The sequence below is a fragment of the Salipaludibacillus keqinensis genome (assembly GCF_003226325.1).
Taxonomy (GTDB): Bacteria; Bacillota; Bacilli; order Bacillales; family Salisediminibacteriaceae; genus Salipaludibacillus; species Salipaludibacillus keqinensis.
The window spans coordinates 1110202-1128721 of sequence record NZ_PDOD01000001.1 but is presented as its reverse complement, the minus strand read 5'-3'; the positions used below and the strand labels follow the sequence as shown (position 1 = coordinate 1128721).

Here is an 18520-nt window from a genome sequence, read left to right as displayed (position 1 = left end):
AACGCCTCCAAATATTTATCGTCATTCGAGTATCTGTTGCATACATTTTATAAAGAACTAACACTCGGAGGTGCTCGAAGTGATTCATACAGTGAAACCAGGGGAAACATTGACGCAAATATCCATCGATTATCGTACACCTATAACCGACATCATTATGGCTAACCCTACAATCAATCCGAATGTGATTTACCCGGGACAATCGATTGTTATTCCAGGTTTCCCCCCTATAGAAACGCTCCCCTATCAACTTGAAGTGTCTGTAAGCAATCGTTGGCTAAGACTATTTAGAGATGGCCAATTACAAAAACAATACCCGATTGCCGTGGGAAGAATCCTGAACGAGACACCAATTGGGGATTTTATCGTAATCAACAAAGCCCCGAATCCCGGAGGTCCTTTTGGAACCATGTGGATGAGCTTATCGAAACAATATTATGGTATACATGGCACGAATGATCCCAGCTCCATCGGCCAGGCCGTTTCAAGAGGCTGCATTCGTATGTACAACCAGGATGTAGAAGAGTTAGCGAGTATAATCCCGATCGGTACGCCTGTGTCGATTCGACCGTAAAAATTGAAGATTTAAAGGAAGCTGGTCCAGATCCTCCCCTAAGTCAAATGAGCCTTATTCAAGCTAATTTTCATATGTATACCAATTTATATTAACTTCCCTTTTGTAATTTTCATGGATTGAAGTGTCCATCCAAGCACGATGAGTCTAGTCTACGTTATAATAATAATATATCTTATAAAAGTATACGATGTTCCTATTGAACCATTTCAATTTAGTAACTAAGGAGAGGCTATGATGAGTACAAAAACAAAAGTGGCACAGCGGAGATTAGGTAAATCTAAAATGAAAATTTCTGCTTTAGGTTTAGGTTGCTGGCAATTTAGCAAAGGACAAGGATTCGTCGGACGTTTTTGGCCAGACATGCCACAGGAAGATATTAATGACATTGTTAAAATGAGCCTTGAGGGCGGGATAAACTGGTTTGATACAGCAGAGGTCTACGGTAAAGGACAATCTGAGCAGGCTTTAGGTGAAGCGTTAACGAACCTGAATGTTCCTGAGGACCAGGCGTTAATTGCCGACAAATGGTGGCCACTCATGCGTGGGAGTTACTCGATCACTAGTACAATAGATAAGCGAATAGAAGCACTAAATGGACGAACGATAGATTTATATCAAGTTCACCAGCCCTTCTCACTATCCAGTGTAAAAGCTCAAATGAAAGCAATGGCTGAACTCATTCGAAATAACAAGGTTAGACATGTGGGCGTCAGTAATTTCAATGAATACAAAATGCGAGAAGCACAGCAGGTCCTTCAAGATGAAGGCTACTTCCTTGCTTCAAACCAAGTAAAATATAGTCTACTTGATCGTAGAATTGAAAAAAATGGTGTGTTGGACGCTGCTAAAGAGTTAGGGATTACAATTATTGCTTATTCTCCATTGGAGCAAGGGATTCTTTCAGGGAAATTCCACAAGAATCCAGAGTTAATCTCAAATATTAGCGGTCCAAGAAAATATAGCAGTCTCTTTAAACCTTCAGGGCTAAGGAAAACAAAACCCCTTGTTGAATTGCTTGAACAAATGGCTGAAAAATATGGCGTGAGTGAAACGCAAATTGCTTTGAACTGGCTAATTCATTATCATGGAAATACTGTTGTAGCCATTCCCGGTGCCTCAAAAAAACACCATGCGAAAGAAAACATTGGTGCGCTGCAATTTATCCTGTCGGATGAAGATATGGATGCCATCGAACAAGCCTCAAGAAAAGTAGCTAGATTCTAAAAAGTGCCTGCTCTCCAACCATCTCGGCTGGGGAGAGGCACTTTTTCATGTTAATAGATTACTTTTCCACATGGAATGGGCACTTTCCTATGATCGGCTCTGCGTCGTCACCGATGAAAAATTGCTTCCATTCATTATGAGTCGGATCTCCGTAATGACTAATGTCTGGGTGTTTAGGCAAGTTATCCCACACTTCTACCCTCTCTCTTACTTTCTCTCTCGACATCACGCCACCCTTCTCAGTTCCTTCTAATCCTTTAAATATTCGGCGGGGCTGAAACCCTAGCACAAGGCTGTTACCTAAATCACGGGTCTTTCTTTGCTTGTATGCCGGAGCGTTACCAAATACAAAGATTGGCTCTTTTTGAAAATGAAAATCCCACAAATAGTGCTCCGGATCTTTTGGTTGATCACTCGGCCATGCCGTTTGATCTTGACGATGAAGATATTGCAAGATGTCCCAGAAATAGTCGCGGTAATATTCAATACTTTTTTCTTCTTTTTCCGGTTCAACAAAAACAAACAAGCCGTGTCTTGTCAATTTCGGTTTGTTAAACAAGCTTAAGAAATCACTTAACGTATCTGGAAGTGAGGACCAATCTTGTTGACTAATATAGGAATAGCGGAGCTCTCCTTTATTTTCTCCCGTCTGTCCGAAATAGCACGGGAAGTCTTTCCGAGTAACGATATCATGAAACGTAGCGTATTCTTTATGAAACCAATCGGGATGATGACCCGCTTGTTGAATATCTGTTTGTGTCAACAGACGTGAGTATGTCGTTTTCATATGAACCTCCTGTGTTCTTTTAACGTTTGTATTCAATTCACATATTCCCATTGGTTCTTACAATTAAACAGGAGTATCCAAGTTCTTTAGGTTGAGGACTATCTTTTCAGATTTGCTAACTTGATGATCCCCTTCTATGGTCGAATGATTACTTCCACTTCCGCAGCATCTCTTCCCGTTTTGATCACTGAAAGAATTTGTTTGGCTACTGTTTCAATGGTTAATCCCGATGTTTTTTTGGCAGCTGAAACACCGCCAAAATCTGTTTGAACAAGTCCTGGAGACACGGTCGTCACTCGTATACCGTATTCTTTCCCTTCTATGTTCATCGATTGAGATAACCCTAAAAGGCCAAATTTACTTGCGCAATATATAGTTGCCTTCTCTCTCCCATGATAAGCAAGGTCTGAAGCAATATTAATGATTTGACCTCCCTTACCTTTCATCATAATTTTATAAGCTGCTTGGCTGCATAGAAAGGCTCCCTTTAAGTTGGTGTTTATTTGCGTGTCCCAATCTTCCTCCGTCATATCCTCTACAGGCTTAAACACTCCGACACCGGCATTATTTATAAAAGTATCAATACGTCCATAAGTCTCATAGATTTCATTTATAACTTGGGAAACTTCGTTCATAGAGGTAATATCGCATATGTAACAATCTAGATCACCTGACGAGCCTAATTTCTGTTCAAGATTTCCTATGGATTCTCTTGTTTTTGCTAAAACGATGGTTTTTGCCCCTTCTTGAAGGAGAAGATTTACAACTCCTTTGCCAATGCCTCGCGTTCCTCCTGTGATCACAATCACTTGGTTTTCAAGCATCTAACCCACATCCTTTTCATTGAAATGACAGATATATCCTTCAATTATAAAATATTTAGCGATGATTTTCTTAAAAGTCAATTTTCTCCACTAATTATATCAAACTATCGTTAAAAAAGATCATTTGAAAGCGGCCATGAAATGTATATCATGCATGGCTAAATTAATTTTTTATTCATTTGTGAAAGCGTTATATGTATATACATATCAACCTTCTATCGTCGAACAAATTAGACTATATAATGTTTTCTGAAAATAACGGTTGTCTTTCTTTCTTTAAATAGTTAAACTATTCCCTATCGTGTAAAAATTGAACAGCGTTGAGGTGACTTATTATGATGACTTTTTTATTAGCAGTAGTACTTCTAATTGTCGGGTATATCGTATATTCGAAAGTAGTCGAACGAATTTTCGGTATAAACGACCAGCAACCCACACCAGCGTATGCTAAAGGGGATGGCATGGACTATGTTCCCATGAGTTGGTGGAAAGGCAGTTTAATTCAATTATTAAATATCGCCGGACTAGGTCCGATATTTGGTGCTATTTTGGGAGCCCTATATGGCCCAGTAGCATTTATCTGGATTGTGATCGGGTGTATTTTTGCGGGAGCCGTTCATGACTATTTCTCAGGAATGTTATCCCTGAAACATAACGGCGAACAATATCCATCGCTAGTAGGTAGATACTTAGGCAAGCCAATGCAAGCATTTATCAATATTGTTTCGATCTTACTGATGATTCTTGTTGCTGCCGCTTTTACAGCAGGACCTGCGCAGCTTATTTCAGAACTGACACCACTTAGTTTTATTGCTGCAATCTTCATCATCTTCGGCTATTTCTTGATGGCGGCTCTATTTCCAGTGAACAAAATCATTGGAAAAATTTATCCCATTTTTGGCGCAATATTAATTTTTATGGCTGTATCAGTTGGGGCTGCCTTGCTACTCAGCTCACATCAAGTACCGAACTTAACATACGCCAATCTCCATCCGGAGAATTTGCCTGTCTGGCCATTGTTGATGGTGACCATCTCCTGTGGCGCTATTTCAGGCTTTCACAGTACGCAAAGTCCCATCATTGCTAGGACACTGAAAAAACAGTCTGACGGCCGTAAAGTGTTTTATGGAGCTATGATTGCTGAAGGGATTATCGCTTTAATTTGGGCTGCTGCGGGGATGACATTCTTTGGGGGCACGGACGGTCTACAAGGAGCATTAGCTGCTGGCGGACCTGCTGGAGTTGTCAATGAAATTTCCATTAGTCTCCTTGGTACGCTTGGTGGTATTTTAGCCATTCTAGGTGTGATCATCTTACCAATTACAACTGGGGATACAGCGATTCGTTCCTCTAGAATGATGGTCACTGCTCTTTTAAAGAAAGGCATAAAACATACGAAAGGCAAAGGAATCATTATTATTGCTACAATTATCGTCACTGTGCCTGCTTTCTTGTTGTCTACCATTGACTATACTTTCTTGTGGCGTTACGTTGGCTGGACAAACCAGCTAGTCGCCACTGTCATGCTTTGGACGGGGGCCATTTACTTGCTTATCAATAACAAATTCCACTGGATATGCAGTGTTCCTGCCATGTTTATGACAGGTGTCGTTTGCACGTATATCTTTTATGCCCCTGAAGGGTTTAATATGGATTACACCCTGTCCATGATTTTAGGAGCCTTTTTCACCATAGTGATCGCCGTATGGTACGTACGAAAGATCATTTCTCATAGCAAAGATCAGAATCGTTTTTCGAAAGCATCTTAATTTCTAGTATTTTAATACAAAATTGATTTAGTTTGAGTCGGAAGAATCCTATTAGTTTCTAGGCACTTCCGACTTTTTTACTATTAACTTTAGAGAGTTTCGACTCCGAAGAAATTTCACAATTTTCTAAATGAGAGCATTTAAATTTAGGTTTTTTATGTTAAAATAAGTAAAATAAAGTCATGAAATGTCGTTCAAATAAAACAAAGGAGGGTTACATTATTCAACCTAATAGAGAAGAATCATCTTCGAATGCAGTGAGTGTGGATAGAAGAGCAGGTGGATTTATAAGGATGCTTGCCTTCTTTTATGATTTGGTGGTGCTCGCTATGGTGTTGTTTATGTTTGGCGCGGCTTCCACATTGTGGATGATGGTTTCTACTGACAGCCCGTTTATCTCTGACCCGGTGGGAACACGAGAATTTATCTTTGAAAACGAATTCCATTTATACTTAATCAATTGGGTTGTGCTAGGAAGTGTCTTTTTATTTTATCAATACATATATCCAATGTTTAAACGGCAAACGATTGGCATGCAGATTACAGACATTACGATTGTAGATGAACATGAAAGAAAAATCTCCAAAATAAAATATGTACAGAGAGAATTATTGAAAATCCTCTTATGCCCTGGATTTTTCTTTTCTTTTGGAAAAGACAAAAGAGCGCTGTATGATAAATTAAGCAACACGTACCTGATGAAATAATTTGGCTATTTAAAAAGGACAGGTCTTGAGATTAAAAACATTCAAGTCCTGTCCTTTTTATTGTAATAATACTAAATCAGCTTATAGTTTAAAAACCTTTGCTTAAATCCACTTCGTTCAAAAGAGGTTGATCCTTCTCCAATCGATCTAACGTTTCTAGAAAACAATCCACCCCTTCATTAGGTGTTGTCACAGCGGAGATGTGGGGTGTGACGGTTACTTGAGGATGCGCCCAGAAGGGATCTTCTTTCGGAAGCGGTTCTTCGTGGAAGACATCCAACACGGCAAAGCGAACGTTCTTCTTCGTTAATGCTTCTAATAAGTCTTGATTTGAAACCGATTCTCCCCTGCCAACATTGATAAACATGGCCTCGTTCATATGACTAAAAAGAGTGGAATGAAACATCTCTTTTGTTTTCTCAGTTAACGGCATGGTATTGATCACATACTCTGTTTTTGCCAATATGTGAGTGTAGTCCGATTCAGATGAAAAGACATCTTGAAAATGATCTTTCTTATTCCCACTCAAGGATACTCCATACACTTTCACGCCAAAGTAGGATAAAGTTTTAGCTACTTCCTGACCGATCACTCCTGTTCCATAGATAACTGCTTGTTTTTCGTGTAAGGGAATAGGTACCAGTGGATTCCAATCTTTCTCGTTCTTTAACTCCTCGTACGTATCGTGTTTCTGTACGTCACCTAATATGTAGCTTAAACAATACTCGCTAATCTTCTGACCGAAGGAACTGATCGTTCTCGTTAACACCACATCTTCTTTCCATGGCTCACCTTGAAGGATTTTGTCTACACCCGCTCCAAAGGAATGAACCCATTTCATATTTGCAAATGAAAAATTATCAGGTCGTTTGAATGAGACAAATCCATCTGCCCAGAGATAATCTTCCTCAACAACATCCTCTTCTGATCTGAAGCGGAATTGTTTCTCCTCGTTCACTCTCTTGTCATTTAAAATAGACTGGATGTCTTTATACATTGGACTAACGAATAGAATATTCTTGATATCCATGAATGGTTTCTCCTTATATGTTTCTAGTATTTTCAGGTTTCTTTTCTAATCTTGAAACGATTTGCCGACATTCATCAAGAGAATCGTATTCTTCATTTGACAGTGTTCTTATATGAGCCACTTCGTTTCTTACGGCTCTTAATTGAAACAACTTGTCTAATTCATCTTTCGTGAAGGTGTGATTAAACATGGGGCTACTGAAATAAAACGAAACTGTATCAAAATAAAACATTTCGTCTAATGGCATGGACAATTCAGACGCTCGATCCCAGTTCATCCCATACTTTTTATATAGCTTTGATTGTATATTAGCTTTTAAGATTGTTTCGATTTCATAAAGCTTTTTGTAAGCCGAAGTCATATAATCTACGTCATTTTCAAACATCACTCTAGCACTCCTATGCATTCAATTTCCGGGCCCTCTTTGTACTATTTAACTTTGAGTCTACTATACAACCATACTTTTGTATCAATCTCTTATTTAAGTCTAGCAAATATGAGCGCTAGATGGTACAAAAGCGAACGATGTTTTACCATCATTCGCTTTAAAGTGAATATTATCCTCTTCGTTCCATGAGATTAACTCCAATTCCCATACAAACGACACCAAAAAGGAGTAGAAAACTGAGAGGCTGGGCGATCTCTTGAAATGTTCGATCGTAAATTGCCAGTCCTTTCAAAGCCTCAAGTGCGTAGAAAATGGGCATGCCTTGTGAAAAAAACAAGACAATGTCATTCGTCACAATTTCAACTGGCCAAAATGCTCCACCTAACATAGCGATTGCTGTCGCTACAATAGGAATCACTGCTTGGAGCTGTTGTGACGATTTAACGAGCCCCATGAGAAGCATCCCAAGGGCCACAATCGCAAAGGCATAACAGCCAATGACAAGAAGCATTGTGCCAAAGCGCTCACCTAAATCAAATCCTAACCCAAATTTAAAAAGTAAAAATACGACAAGAATTTGAGCATAGCCGATTGTAAAACAATAGAGAAGGTGACCGATGTATAACTGCCACTTTCGAAGAGGAGAAATGATTAACCTGTCCCACGTCCCCCATCGTTTTTCTTCAGCAACATTCAATAAGCTAAACATCATTGTGTAAATTGAAAAGAATAGGGTCATTCCAAACAGCGTCTGTAATTGATTATCGTAAATAAATGCTTCTTCATTTCCAGCTAATGCTTCTGTATTCACTGTAAGAACTGGAGAGTCTTTAGCCTCTTCTACCTCATTGCGAAAAGACTCATCATCAAACGCTTCCTCTACTTCTCGTAGCCGTAATTCATTTCGGAAAACTTGATGCACATGCCCTTCCAAAGAAACACGCCTAGGATCATCAGTGGCTACAATCATTTGAAAATTGTCGTCATCAATGGATAAGGCAAAATTTACTCTTCCTTCCTGTAGTTCGTTTTGAACATCTTGTTCACCTTTGAGGATAAAGTGATATTCACCCTCCTCGTTTAGTTGTCCAATCCAGGCCTTTACCTTTTCTTCATCAGCTGATTCATTAGCGAAGGTCGAGACCGTCTGCTGTTGGTTACGATCAACTCCGGCCAGTGTGAAAACGAATAACACGGTTAGTAAAAAGAACGACACGACCATCACTGGCGTCCTTCTGAATCTTTGCCATTGTAATAAATAGACTGATTTCATGACGGTTTCGACCTCCTTTTTGGAAAGATGACAATGCTAAGCAATACGACCCCCGAGGTAATCATCAAAATACGAACTAATGAACGTATCACAGTCGTTCCTTCATAGCCTTGTAACCATTGCAAATATGCGGTAAGCCCCGCTCCATTAGGAGTCCAGCTTCCAAGGAATGTGAAAAATTCAGGCATATTCTCAGTAGGAAAAAAACTTCCTCCAACAAACGCAAACAGGGAAACCACTCCCCCTGAAAATATAGCCGATACTGCATCACTATCATAACGGACAGAGATGGACGTCAATAGCATCGACAGTCCTCCGACACAGAGAGAAAGTATGGCAGAAATCCCGGCAATTCCGAGCCAAAAATTTACAGACACAGGGTTGAATGCTTGGAAGACAAAGGTTGATAAAAGAAACAGGATAACAAGTTGCAAAAAGGAGATAAGCGTTCCAGAGACAAACTTTCCACTTAAATAAGTCATAGGGTGCGTTCCTGATAACAATATACGGTGGAAAACATGTTGCTTTTTTTCTACAAAAGCTTTACTCGCTAAGGTTGAACTCACATATAAAATGAACATGACTGCTATACCTAAGGCATAATATTGCAAAGAGCTCACAGGCTCCCTCGTGGAAATCGTATCAATTCCACCAAGAGAAACTTCTTCTACTTCGCTTAAATTCGTTCCTTCGCTCCCTGAGGCCATAGCTATGGCATACTCAAAATTTAGCTCTTTTACAAACTGCTGGATGATGTCGTGAAAAATATTCGCATGAAGGGAACCACTTTCATTCATCAAAATTCTTAGTTCACTCCCCTCCCCTTCATCAAGAAGCATTTTCTGCAAGGAGTCAAAGGTAAACCCATCAGGAATCGTTAAAGCGGCGACAATTTCCTCTCGTTGAATGAGCTCTTTTGCTTCATCTATATTTGTCACGTCTTTCACATTAACCATTTCAGAAAGATCACCTTCTTCAAGCATCGTGTAAAGGAGCTGAGTTGGACTGGTCTCCCGTGCCACATCTGTAAGTGAAGCTATGGACTCAAATGGCAGGGATTTATTTTCCAATTCTTCAATAAATAAAGCAATTCCCTCTTCTTCATGGTCTTCTTGTAAGATCGCCACGTCCATGTGTAAAGCAGCAGTATCACCTTCAAAAATCCCCCTTAAAGCGAACCCTAAAATACCTATCAAAATAAAGGGCATCAATAGGAGAACGATCAACTCGGTACGATCCCGCATCATAATTTTTAAGTCTTTTAAGATAAATGGAATCATATCAAATCCCCCTAATCTCGAAGCTTTCGACCTGTTAGATGAAGGAACACGTCTTCTAAAGTTGGCTCTTGGACGGAAATGTTTATAACTTGTGCCTCGTGTCGTTCGGCGATGTGAAAGACCTTCCCTAATAGCCTGCTACCTTTAGGGACGATCAATTTCAACCCCTTGTTTGTTTCAAGGGTCTGTAAAATAGTTTCATCCCCCTTTAATTCTCTCGTTAAGGAAGGGTATTCTCGGTCCAGTTCAATTAAAATGGCTTCTTCGCTAGATAGGATACTTTTTAATTCATTTTTTGTCCCGGACGCTATCACTTGGCCGTGATCCATTACATACACTCGGTCACACAACCGCTCTACTTCTTCCATGTAATGACTTGTATAAAGCACCGTTATCTCTTTTTCTTCGTTTAGCTGACGAACCATATCGAGAATATAGCTTCGAGATTGGGGGTCAATTCCTACCGTTGGCTCATCCATAATGAGGATTTCAGGATTATGAAGAAGAGCCGCGCCAATGTTAATTCGGCGCTTCATTCCACCAGAATACGTATTCACAATGTCCTTTTGCCGATCTGATAAACCTAGTAAACTCAAAACTTCTTGCACGCGAGATTCTAATTTTTTCCCTTTCAATCCATAAATACGACCGAAGAACTTCAAGTTCTCATAAGCAGTTAACTCTGGGTACAGCGCAATCTCTTGAGGAACAATACCGAGAACTTCTCGAATCGTATTTGGGTTTTTCAGGACGCTTTTTCCATTTAATCGAACGTCTCCCTCAGTGGGTGACACGAGTGAAGCGATCATGGAAATGGTCGTCGATTTCCCTGCCCCATTTGGTCCTAACAGACCGACCGATTCCCCTCTCTCCAAAAATAAATTCACCCCGTTCACAGCAACTTTCCCTTTATATACTTTGCGCAATTCTTCTGTTTCTAACATGAGCTACTCCTCCTGTCTATCGCTTTGATTGGTTCATTATATAAAGAAAGAGACAGCGCCTCCACTGTCTCTAGTCACGTATTTCCAATTAATAAATGACTTTAGTCATATTATATTATTTCTTTGTTAAACAAGATGATGCCGGATGGCGTAAATGGCTAATTGAGTCCGGTCTCGCAGCGCTAATTTATCTAAGATGACACTGATGTGATTTTTTACGGTCCCAACTGAAAGACATAGCTCCGACGCAACTTCCTGATTATTACGTCCATTGCCGACTCTTACAATAATCTCGACTTCACGAGGCGTTAAACTAGGATCCACTTCTTCTTTGACTGGAGCTTGATTTAAAAGGCGTGGTAGTACTTTCGCGGCTACATGATCTTGTAAACTTACCCCCCCTGCTAAACAGCTTCGAATGGATCGAATCAGTTCGTCGGCTTCCGCATCTTTTAACATATATCCACTAGCTCCGGCTCTTAAAGCCTCCAAGGCATAATCATCATCATTGAAAGTAGTTAACATGAGAATTTTCCTGTCAGGCCAAAGCCGATGGATTTCTCGTGCAGCTGTTAACCCGTCCATAATTGGCATGCGAATGTCCAAGATCACCATATCGAAATGATGGGTTTCACAAAAATCCACTGCTTCTTTGCCGTTTTTTGCCTCTTTTAACACTCGAATGTCGGTGTCCGTTTCAATCATCATTTTCAAGCCTTGACGCACCATCCCTTGGTCTTCAGCTAATAAAATATCAATCACCACTTCTCACCTCTTTTGCTACTACTGGGAGAATTCCTTCTACAATAAACCTTCCATCGTATACTCTCACGTTCAATGTACCTCCAGCCTGTTCGATTCGTTCTCTCATCGAGGTGATCCCGAAACCTTCTCGGAAGGATATGTCCTTTGTCGTGCGATGACTGACTTCAAAACGGAAAACAGTCCCCCCAAGTGACTCAAACATGATCATCACATCTTTCGTTTCACTATGTCTCATCATATTCGTTAATGCCTCTTGGACCGCTCGATAAACGGCGATAGATTGATCGTTTCGAAGGGGAGCTGATAAGGCACCATGTTTAACTGAGAAATGAACTTGTAAAAAACTTTCCGCTTCTAGTTTACGGATAAGCCTGATAATTGCCCCTAATCCTCCCACTTCATCTTTTTTCAACGCCTTAACCGCACTTCTCGTTTCCTCTAGGCTGTCCTTCGCCAATTGCTTTAAGCTAGCAATCTCAGAAGCATTTTCTTCATTTGCTTGCATTCGATAAACCTCAAGTTGCATAAGAAGAGCCGTGAGTTTATGACCGACTGAATCATGGATTTCGCGGGCAATTTGCGTTCGCTCCTCACGCCTTGCCATGCTCTCCCCAGCCGAGACCGCCCGCTTCAGTTTACGAAACTCTGTCAGGAGGGCCTCATGCTGATCAGCAAGTTCACGTTCCCGGTGAAAACTCTTGTAATATATCACCGACATCATGGCTAAAAAAAGCGAATATAGTGTCAAAAATATTGGAGGGAGTGATGGTAGATTTAGAAATGCCGGGAGATATAATCCGACAAGAAGAAGAGAAGCGACTACATAGATATGGTAGGAACGCAGCCGATAGACAGCTTCGCCTAAAATCATCGTCGTTAAAATGAGAGGGTAAGGATTAGCTTCACCCCCCATGTGAGGCCAAAATATCACCGTTAATCCGACGCTCATGCAACTTAATAAGACCATCTGTAAAAATTTATTCTTATTAAAAAGAGGTAACAAAAAATATAATGTGAAAAATACGGCACTTAGTGCTATGTTAAAGGGGTGATCTAGGATACCATTTGTCCCGTGGGAAAGCGCTATAATCCAAGTCACGAATAATAATCCAAACCATACCCAAAAATATCTCATTTATAGACCCCATCCCTGTACTTATCTATTTCTCATCATAGCAAAAGCTCTTTCTAAAGAACACTCCCTTTAGCAAGTAAAAGTCAATTCGAAGTCATTCAAAGAATATAATTACAGCTACTAAAGGATCTAATTACATTTGTTAAATCGTCATGAATGACAAAATCCTTTGACAAGATCATCATAATCCTGTAAATTATCCTATGGACGAACAATTAAAAAGTAATTCGACTATAACATTCGTTTTTAGGAGTGAAAGTAATGGATAATGCCTTTGATTACGAAGATATTCAACTAGTTCCAGCAAAATGTGTGGTAAAAAGCCGATCAGAATGTGATACGACTGTGACATTAGGTGGACGCTCATTTAAACTTCCTGTAGTTCCTGCAAATATGCAGACGATTATTGATGAGAAAATAGCCATATTTCTAGCTGAAAACGATTATTTTTATATTATGCATCGCTTTGAGCCTCAGAAAAGACTTTCCTTTATTCAGGATATGAATGAACGGGGCCTATACACGTCTATCAGCGTTGGCGTGAAAGAAGACGAATACACTTTCATCCAACAGTTAGCTAAAGAACAGCTTTCTCCTGATTATATTACTATTGATATTGCTCACGGTCATTCTAATGAAGTGATTGAAATGATTGGCTTTATTAAAGAACATCTACCTGAAAGTTTTGTGATTGCCGGAAATGTAGGCACACCAGAAGCGGTGAGAGAATTAGAACATGCTGGTGCAGACGCCACGAAAGTGGGAATTGGCCCAGGTAAAGTGTGTATTACAAAGATTAAAACAGGGTTTGGTACTGGAGGTTGGCAACTTGCTGCTCTTCGTTGGTGCGCAAAAGCCGCATCGAAACCTGTCATTGCTGACGGCGGGATTCGAACTCATGGAGATGTAGCTAAATCGTATCGGTTTGGTGCTACGATGGTGATGATCGGTTCGTTGTTTGCCGGGCATGAAGAATCACCTGGAGAAACGTTCGAAAAAGATGGAAAGCTATTTAAAGAATATTTCGGATCTGCTTCCGAATTTCAAAAAGGCGAAAAGAAAAACGTAGAAGGTAAAAAAATGTATGTGGAGCATAAAGGCTCGTTAGAAGATACGCTGCAAGAAATGGAACAGGATCTTCAATCGTCTATTTCTTATGCCGGCGGCAGAAATTTAGAAGCCATCCGACACGTGGATTATGTTATTGTGAAGAATTCGATTTTTAATGGAGACAAAGTCTATTAAATGATTGTCTCGACTAATAAAGTATTTATTGAGGGTGTCCCCATGAGTCTTACTTTGGGGGCACCCTCTAAACATGAGGTCATATGTGAAAAGTAATGAATCTCTTTGTTCGGGGCCAATCTCTCATGTTAGCGACGTTCAGCTACAATTCTTCCTCTGGTCGTCGCCAATCTCTCATGTTAGCGACGTTCAGCTGCAACTCTTCCTTTGTTCGGTGTTAATCCAATCGCTCGTTTTATACACTTTTTCATCAATGTAACCCACAGCTTGATAATTAAAAAAGGCTGCCCCCTATCTAAGCCAATTTTACACGACTATGGGACAACCTTTTATTGTTTGGATTTAGCTAAAAAATACTTTGTCTACGTTGTATTTTGCTTTTAGAGTATTGACCAAGTATGTTTCGTAGATCTCTCGTTCCATCGGATCATCGATGATACATACCTCAATTTTTGTCACTTCTTTGCGGTGGTTTTTTATAACCGATACATTGTCGTCAAAATGCTTTTTGATACGTTGTCTTAACTTTCTTGCTTTTCCTACAAACAAAAGCTCATCCTCGGCATTATAAAACATGAAAATGCCGCCTTTTTCTCTTGTGATCAGGTGAAATTCAGTAAATCCGTATGTGTGGCTTCCTTCAGGATTCTCTTTTTTAGTAATGGTGAGATCCGGCTTTGGTATGGTGATGTTAATCATTGTACGCTCACTTCCTCTATCATTATTCTTATAGCATCCTATCACACATTGTTCTCCCATGCCAATCAGGAATTTTAGGTGATGAACTTCCAAACAAGGTTCCACTATTTTCTGATTACCTTTATGTATCGTAAGAATGATTCTATTTTCAGCATAGGACGAAGAAATTTGTGCATAGCCCCACTATTTTTGTGCATAGATTCTCCATTTTTCATCATAGACCACTACTTTTGTGCATAGAACCGATGCGTGACCTCTGCCGCACAAAAAAAGCAGCCAAATCGACTGCCTTTCCTTCAATTACATTAAATTTTGTAAAAACAGGCGGATGACTTCCGCTCCACCGATCATCGTTCCAATGGTGCTCCCGATATTAGTTAAAACAACGACAAGTAATATGCGCGTCACTTTGTTGTCTCTAAAGCCTTTGAAGTTATAGACGTCATCTTGCAGACTTTCAAAGTCGCTCACATTTGGGCGCCTGAAATAAGTCTGGGCAATTCCTGCAAACCAACCGGCAGCTAGAAGCGGACTTAATGAGCTAAGTGGTGCTACCACTAGAGCTGTTAATATAGCCATGGGATGACCAAAAGCAATCAACGCACCTAAAGCTGAAAAAGAGCCGTTCCAAAGCACCCAACTGATGATTTGCTGCAATCCGGCAGCGGGATTTGCGTACAACGTATAGGCAATGATACTAATAATTGCTAGTGGAATGGACCAAGCCAATATTTTTGGGACGACCGATTTTGGTGGTCTCTCTTCTAAAGCTTTTAGATCATGATCCTTCTTAATTTCTTCCTTTATACCAGGAACATGAGCCGCTCCTAGAACAGCGACAATTTTTTTCCCTGGTGCATCTTTAATCATCTGAGATAAATATTGGTCTCTTTCATCAATAAGAGGGACCTTTAATTTTGGAAATGACCTGGTGAACTCTTCAAGAACAGAGTTCAACATATCTTCGGATTTCATCCGTTCTAATTCTTCTTCTGAAACTTTCTCGTTGTTGAAAATACTTGCAACGGTAGAAGTGATTAATTTTGCCTTTCCCCATAAGCCGATCCCTGACCAAATTCTTGCGAAGGTAATTTGAATATTCCGATCAGCAAGAACGACTTCACTTCCTAATTCATTGGCCGACTCAATCCCTTGAATCATCTCAAGCCCTGGCTTGATGCCTAGCTGTTTAGCCATTCGTTTTTGAAAAGCAGAAATAAGCAAATTCATTAAGAGTAACGAGGCTTTCTTTTCTTTAATGACTTTGAAAATATCCATGTCCTTCCACTGACTATCTTCCATGACTGCTTTATATCGTTGTTCATCTAGTTCTACACAAACTGTATCTGGTCTTTCAGCTTCGATCACTTCTTTTACTTGCTCCGCACTGTGCTTTGAAACGTGAGCTGTTCCGATAAGGATTAATTCCTTACCGTCCATCGTTAGTCTTGTAATGTTTTGTTCTGACATAACTACCCTCATCTGTTCGTTAAATTTTGTACCATATTCGTTTATCCTTCTTCATTATATCGCTAACCTTGTCCAACTGTTAGTATTATATGAAAAACGATCATTGTCAATCACCCACTTCGTGAACTTAACATCCCTTGCCCTGCGTCAACCTTCTCTGAATTCCTCTTAATCAAAAAAAACTACATCATTTGCTCCACAATTCTTTCTATTAAAAATCGAATTCACGGTCCCCTAGTGTAAGTTCTCCATGTAAAACTTTTGTAAATTTTTCTAGCCATGGAGGAGAATTCCCTTGGACAATCGTATTATGTAGGATAGGACTATCATTTATAGGAGGTTATTTAATTATGCCAGAGCATACTAAGATTTTTGCTCACAGGGGATCTGCAGGGACCCATCCTGAAAATACAATGGTTTCATTTGAAGCGGCCTTGAATGCAGGAGCTGACGGCCTGGAATTTGACGTTCAGTTAACGAAAGATCAAGTCCCCGTCGTGATTCATGATGAAACGGTCAATCGTACGACGAATGGAAAAGGCTGGGTTAAAGACTTGTCTTATGAAGAGTTAAAAACACTCGACGCAGGGAGTTGGTTTGATTCAACTTTTAGTCACGCTACAATTCCTTCCCTTGAGGAGTTGTTTCAATGGGCCTCTCATAACTCGATGGCTCTAAATCTAGAACTGAAGAGCGGTCTTATCCGCTATCAAGGAATAGAAAAAATCGTAGTAGACCTCATTCATACATATCATTTAGAAAAACGAGTTATTATCTCTTCCTTTAATCATTACAGTCTAGTAGAAGTTCATCGACTGAATCCGAGCATTGAAACAGCGATTTTATTTATGGAGGGGTTATACGAGCCTTGGAAGTATGCTAAAGGAATCGGAGCTAGCAGCTTGCATTGTTATTTGCCGGTTGCCGTGCCAGAACTGATTCAAGGCGCAGCAGATGCCGGCACGCCCGTTCGTCCTTTCACCGTCAATGAGGAAGCACACATGCGCGGACTCATGAGAGGAGGATGCGCTGCCATTATCACTGATTGGCCTGAAAAAGCGGTTCAAATTAGGAGTCAAACTCTAGAGAAGTAGCTTTGAAATGGAGGCGAGATGATGACAGAAGGCAAGCCTTTTTCGTACGGGAAGATCTTTGCTATTGGAAGTGGTTTCTTTGCTTTAACTCTCGTTTGGACCTTTTATAATGCTTACATGCCTCTCATTCTTGGCGACTATATCGAAAGTAGAGCGATTCGCGGGGCGATCATGGGGTTGGACAATTTACTTGCAGTGATTCTTATACCGATTATTGGCACATGGTCTGATAAGGTGGATACTCGGATTGGAAACAGACTTCCCTTTATTGTCGTTGGTATGCCTTTAGCTGCGCTTTTTTTCATTCTCATCCCTTATGGTGCCATGGTGACAATATGGGTTCTTCTGTTCGTAGATATTATTTTCTTATTAGCTATGACCATTTATCGTGCACCTGTGATCGCTTTGATGCCTGATCATACCCCTTCAGAAAAACGATCGACCGCAAATGGGATCATCAATCTTATGGGTGGGATTGGAGCGCTCATTGCACTCTTTGGTTTATCGACCCTTTATGGTATTGATCGAGCTTATCCTTTTATTGTAGCGGGACTGCTCTTGTTTATAGCGTTTATCTTTCTTTATTTTTCAGTTGACCGAAACCCTCCATATGTGGAGAATACTGCAGACGATTTGGAAGAAACTCGAGCGTCTAAGTCCTTTTTCCATGGGTTGAGTCAGCTGAAAAAACCTTCTTTCAGGGGCCATGCCTTTATCTTGTCGGCGATCTTTCTGTACTTTATCGGCTATGCAGGCCTAGAAGCGCAATTCACCGTTTATGCAGTGGAATATTTGAACATGGACGCCAGTGCAGCTGGGTTCACGCTAGGATTTTTCAGTCTAGCCTTCGTGATCTTTGCCATTCCGGCAGGCCTTCTCGGAAGTAAGCTTGGAAAAGTCCCGATCATGCTCGTTGGTTTAGTCCTTTTACCGCTTATTTTTATTTCCGTTCCTTCTCTCCCACTACTAGACGGGTTGTTCCCTGGTCTTAACCAAGTGCTACTATTACAAATCGTTTTGTTCACCGGTGGCATTGCTTGGGCTTTCATTAACGTGCAGGCCTATCCTTTAGTAGCCGATCTTGGGGGTAAAAATAGAATTGGTTTTTTCACTGGACTGTATTATTTGTTTTCCATGAGTTCTTCCATCGTCGCACCAGGATTGTTAGGCTTAATGATGGACCTCTTCTCTCACCCTGCCTTGTTTTATGGTGCAGCGACAACATTTGTCATCGCCTTCTATTTTTTAAGAAAAGGGAGCATACTGATCCGAGGACAATAAGCACGTTCTCGGAGAACTATTAGATTAT

General features: G+C 40.4%; 18 protein-coding genes. 7 read left to right on the top strand and 11 right to left on the bottom strand.

Annotated features, from left to right (window positions below; translation table 11 throughout):
- The first annotated feature begins 79 nt into the window (after positions 1–79).
- Together CR194_RS05720 and CR194_RS05715 are read left to right on the top strand one after the other, a co-directional pair.
- The gene (locus tag CR194_RS05720) at positions 80–574 is read left to right on the top strand and encodes a L,D-transpeptidase family protein (protein ID WP_110608644.1); all 495 of its coding nucleotides are present in this window, start codon (positions 80–82) and stop codon (positions 572–574) included.
- A 237-nt stretch (positions 575–811) separates the two neighbouring features.
- Complete coding sequence (locus CR194_RS05715; RefSeq protein WP_408640729.1) at positions 812–1801, top strand: aldo/keto reductase; 990 nt, start codon at positions 812–814, stop codon at positions 1799–1801.
- 58 nt (positions 1802–1859) lie between these two features.
- On the opposite strand, the gene CR194_RS05710 is transcribed toward CR194_RS05715, so the two are convergent.
- The gene (locus CR194_RS05710) at positions 1860–2588 is read right to left on the bottom strand and encodes a YqcI/YcgG family protein (protein WP_110608642.1); all 729 of its coding nucleotides are present in this window, start codon (positions 2586–2588) and stop codon (positions 1860–1862) included.
- 134 nt (positions 2589–2722) lie between these two features.
- Entirely contained in the window at positions 2723–3412 is a 690-nt protein-coding gene (locus CR194_RS05705) for an SDR family oxidoreductase (protein WP_110608641.1), read from the bottom strand.
- A gap of 335 nt (positions 3413–3747) precedes the next feature.
- Between CR194_RS05705 and CR194_RS05700 the strand changes: the two genes are divergently transcribed.
- Together CR194_RS05700 and CR194_RS05695 are read left to right on the top strand one after the other, a co-directional pair.
- Positions 3748–5181 (top strand): carbon starvation CstA family protein, encoded by a 1434-nt coding sequence (locus tag CR194_RS05700; protein WP_110608640.1) that lies wholly within the window; start codon positions 3748–3750, stop codon positions 5179–5181.
- 182 nt (positions 5182–5363) lie between these two features.
- Positions 5364–5888 carry an RDD family protein gene (locus CR194_RS05695; protein WP_110608639.1) on the top strand — a complete coding sequence of 175 codons (525 nt, stop codon included), beginning with the start codon at positions 5364–5366 and terminating at the stop codon, positions 5886–5888.
- A gap of 88 nt (positions 5889–5976) precedes the next feature.
- Here CR194_RS05695 and CR194_RS05690 read toward each other — a convergent pair whose 3' ends face one another.
- The 7 genes from CR194_RS05690 to CR194_RS05660 form a co-directional block, all read right to left on the bottom strand.
- Positions 5977–6918 carry a D-2-hydroxyacid dehydrogenase gene (locus tag CR194_RS05690; protein WP_110608638.1) on the bottom strand — a complete coding sequence of 314 codons (942 nt, stop codon included), beginning with the start codon at positions 6916–6918 and terminating at the stop codon, positions 5977–5979.
- A 13-nt stretch (positions 6919–6931) separates the two neighbouring features.
- Complete coding sequence (locus CR194_RS05685) at positions 6932–7303, bottom strand: hypothetical protein (RefSeq protein ID WP_110608637.1); 372 nt, start codon at positions 7301–7303, stop codon at positions 6932–6934.
- Positions 7304–7475: 172 nt separating this feature from the next.
- Positions 7476–8579, bottom strand: coding sequence for an ABC transporter permease (locus tag CR194_RS05680; RefSeq protein WP_110608636.1), 1104 nt, complete (start codon positions 8577–8579; stop codon positions 7476–7478).
- Complete coding sequence (locus tag CR194_RS05675) at positions 8576–9859, bottom strand: ABC transporter permease (RefSeq protein WP_110608635.1); 1284 nt, start codon at positions 9857–9859, stop codon at positions 8576–8578. Before CR194_RS05675 ends, CR194_RS05680 begins: the two co-directional genes overlap by 4 nt.
- Positions 9860–9870: 11 nt before the next feature.
- Positions 9871–10803 carry an ABC transporter ATP-binding protein gene (locus tag CR194_RS05670; protein WP_110608634.1) on the bottom strand — a complete coding sequence of 311 codons (933 nt, stop codon included), beginning with the start codon at positions 10801–10803 and terminating at the stop codon, positions 9871–9873.
- A gap of 126 nt (positions 10804–10929) precedes the next feature.
- On the bottom strand, positions 10930–11565 hold the full coding sequence (locus CR194_RS05665) for a response regulator transcription factor (protein WP_110608991.1): 636 nt from the start codon (positions 11563–11565) through the stop codon (positions 10930–10932).
- Positions 11558–12703 carry a sensor histidine kinase gene (locus tag CR194_RS05660; RefSeq protein ID WP_110608633.1) on the bottom strand — a complete coding sequence of 382 codons (1146 nt, stop codon included), beginning with the start codon at positions 12701–12703 and terminating at the stop codon, positions 11558–11560. The genes CR194_RS05665 and CR194_RS05660 overlap by 8 nt, the downstream gene beginning before the upstream one ends.
- 261 nt (positions 12704–12964) lie before the next feature.
- Between CR194_RS05660 and guaC the strand changes: the two genes are divergently transcribed.
- Positions 12965–13948: a GMP reductase gene (gene guaC / locus CR194_RS05655; RefSeq protein ID WP_110608632.1), complete on the top strand. Its 984-nt coding sequence runs from the start codon at positions 12965–12967 to the stop codon at positions 13946–13948.
- Between the two features lie 342 nt (positions 13949–14290).
- Here guaC and CR194_RS05650 read toward each other — a convergent pair whose 3' ends face one another.
- Together CR194_RS05650 and CR194_RS05645 are read right to left on the bottom strand one after the other, a co-directional pair.
- Entirely contained in the window at positions 14291–14647 is a 357-nt protein-coding gene (locus CR194_RS05650; RefSeq protein ID WP_110608631.1) for a nucleotide excision repair endonuclease, read from the bottom strand.
- 300 nt (positions 14648–14947) lie between these two features.
- Positions 14948–16117, bottom strand: coding sequence for a TraB/GumN family protein (locus tag CR194_RS05645; protein ID WP_110608630.1), 1170 nt, complete (start codon positions 16115–16117; stop codon positions 14948–14950).
- A gap of 350 nt (positions 16118–16467) precedes the next feature.
- Here CR194_RS05645 and CR194_RS05640 point away from each other — a divergent pair, with 350 nt between their 5' ends.
- Together CR194_RS05640 and CR194_RS05635 are read left to right on the top strand one after the other, a co-directional pair.
- Positions 16468–17211, top strand: coding sequence for a glycerophosphodiester phosphodiesterase (locus CR194_RS05640; RefSeq protein ID WP_110608629.1), 744 nt, complete (start codon positions 16468–16470; stop codon positions 17209–17211).
- 21 nt (positions 17212–17232) lie between these two features.
- Positions 17233–18492 carry an MFS transporter gene (locus CR194_RS05635; RefSeq protein WP_110608628.1) on the top strand — a complete coding sequence of 420 codons (1260 nt, stop codon included), beginning with the start codon at positions 17233–17235 and terminating at the stop codon, positions 18490–18492.
- Positions 18493–18520: the final 28 nt, after the last annotated feature.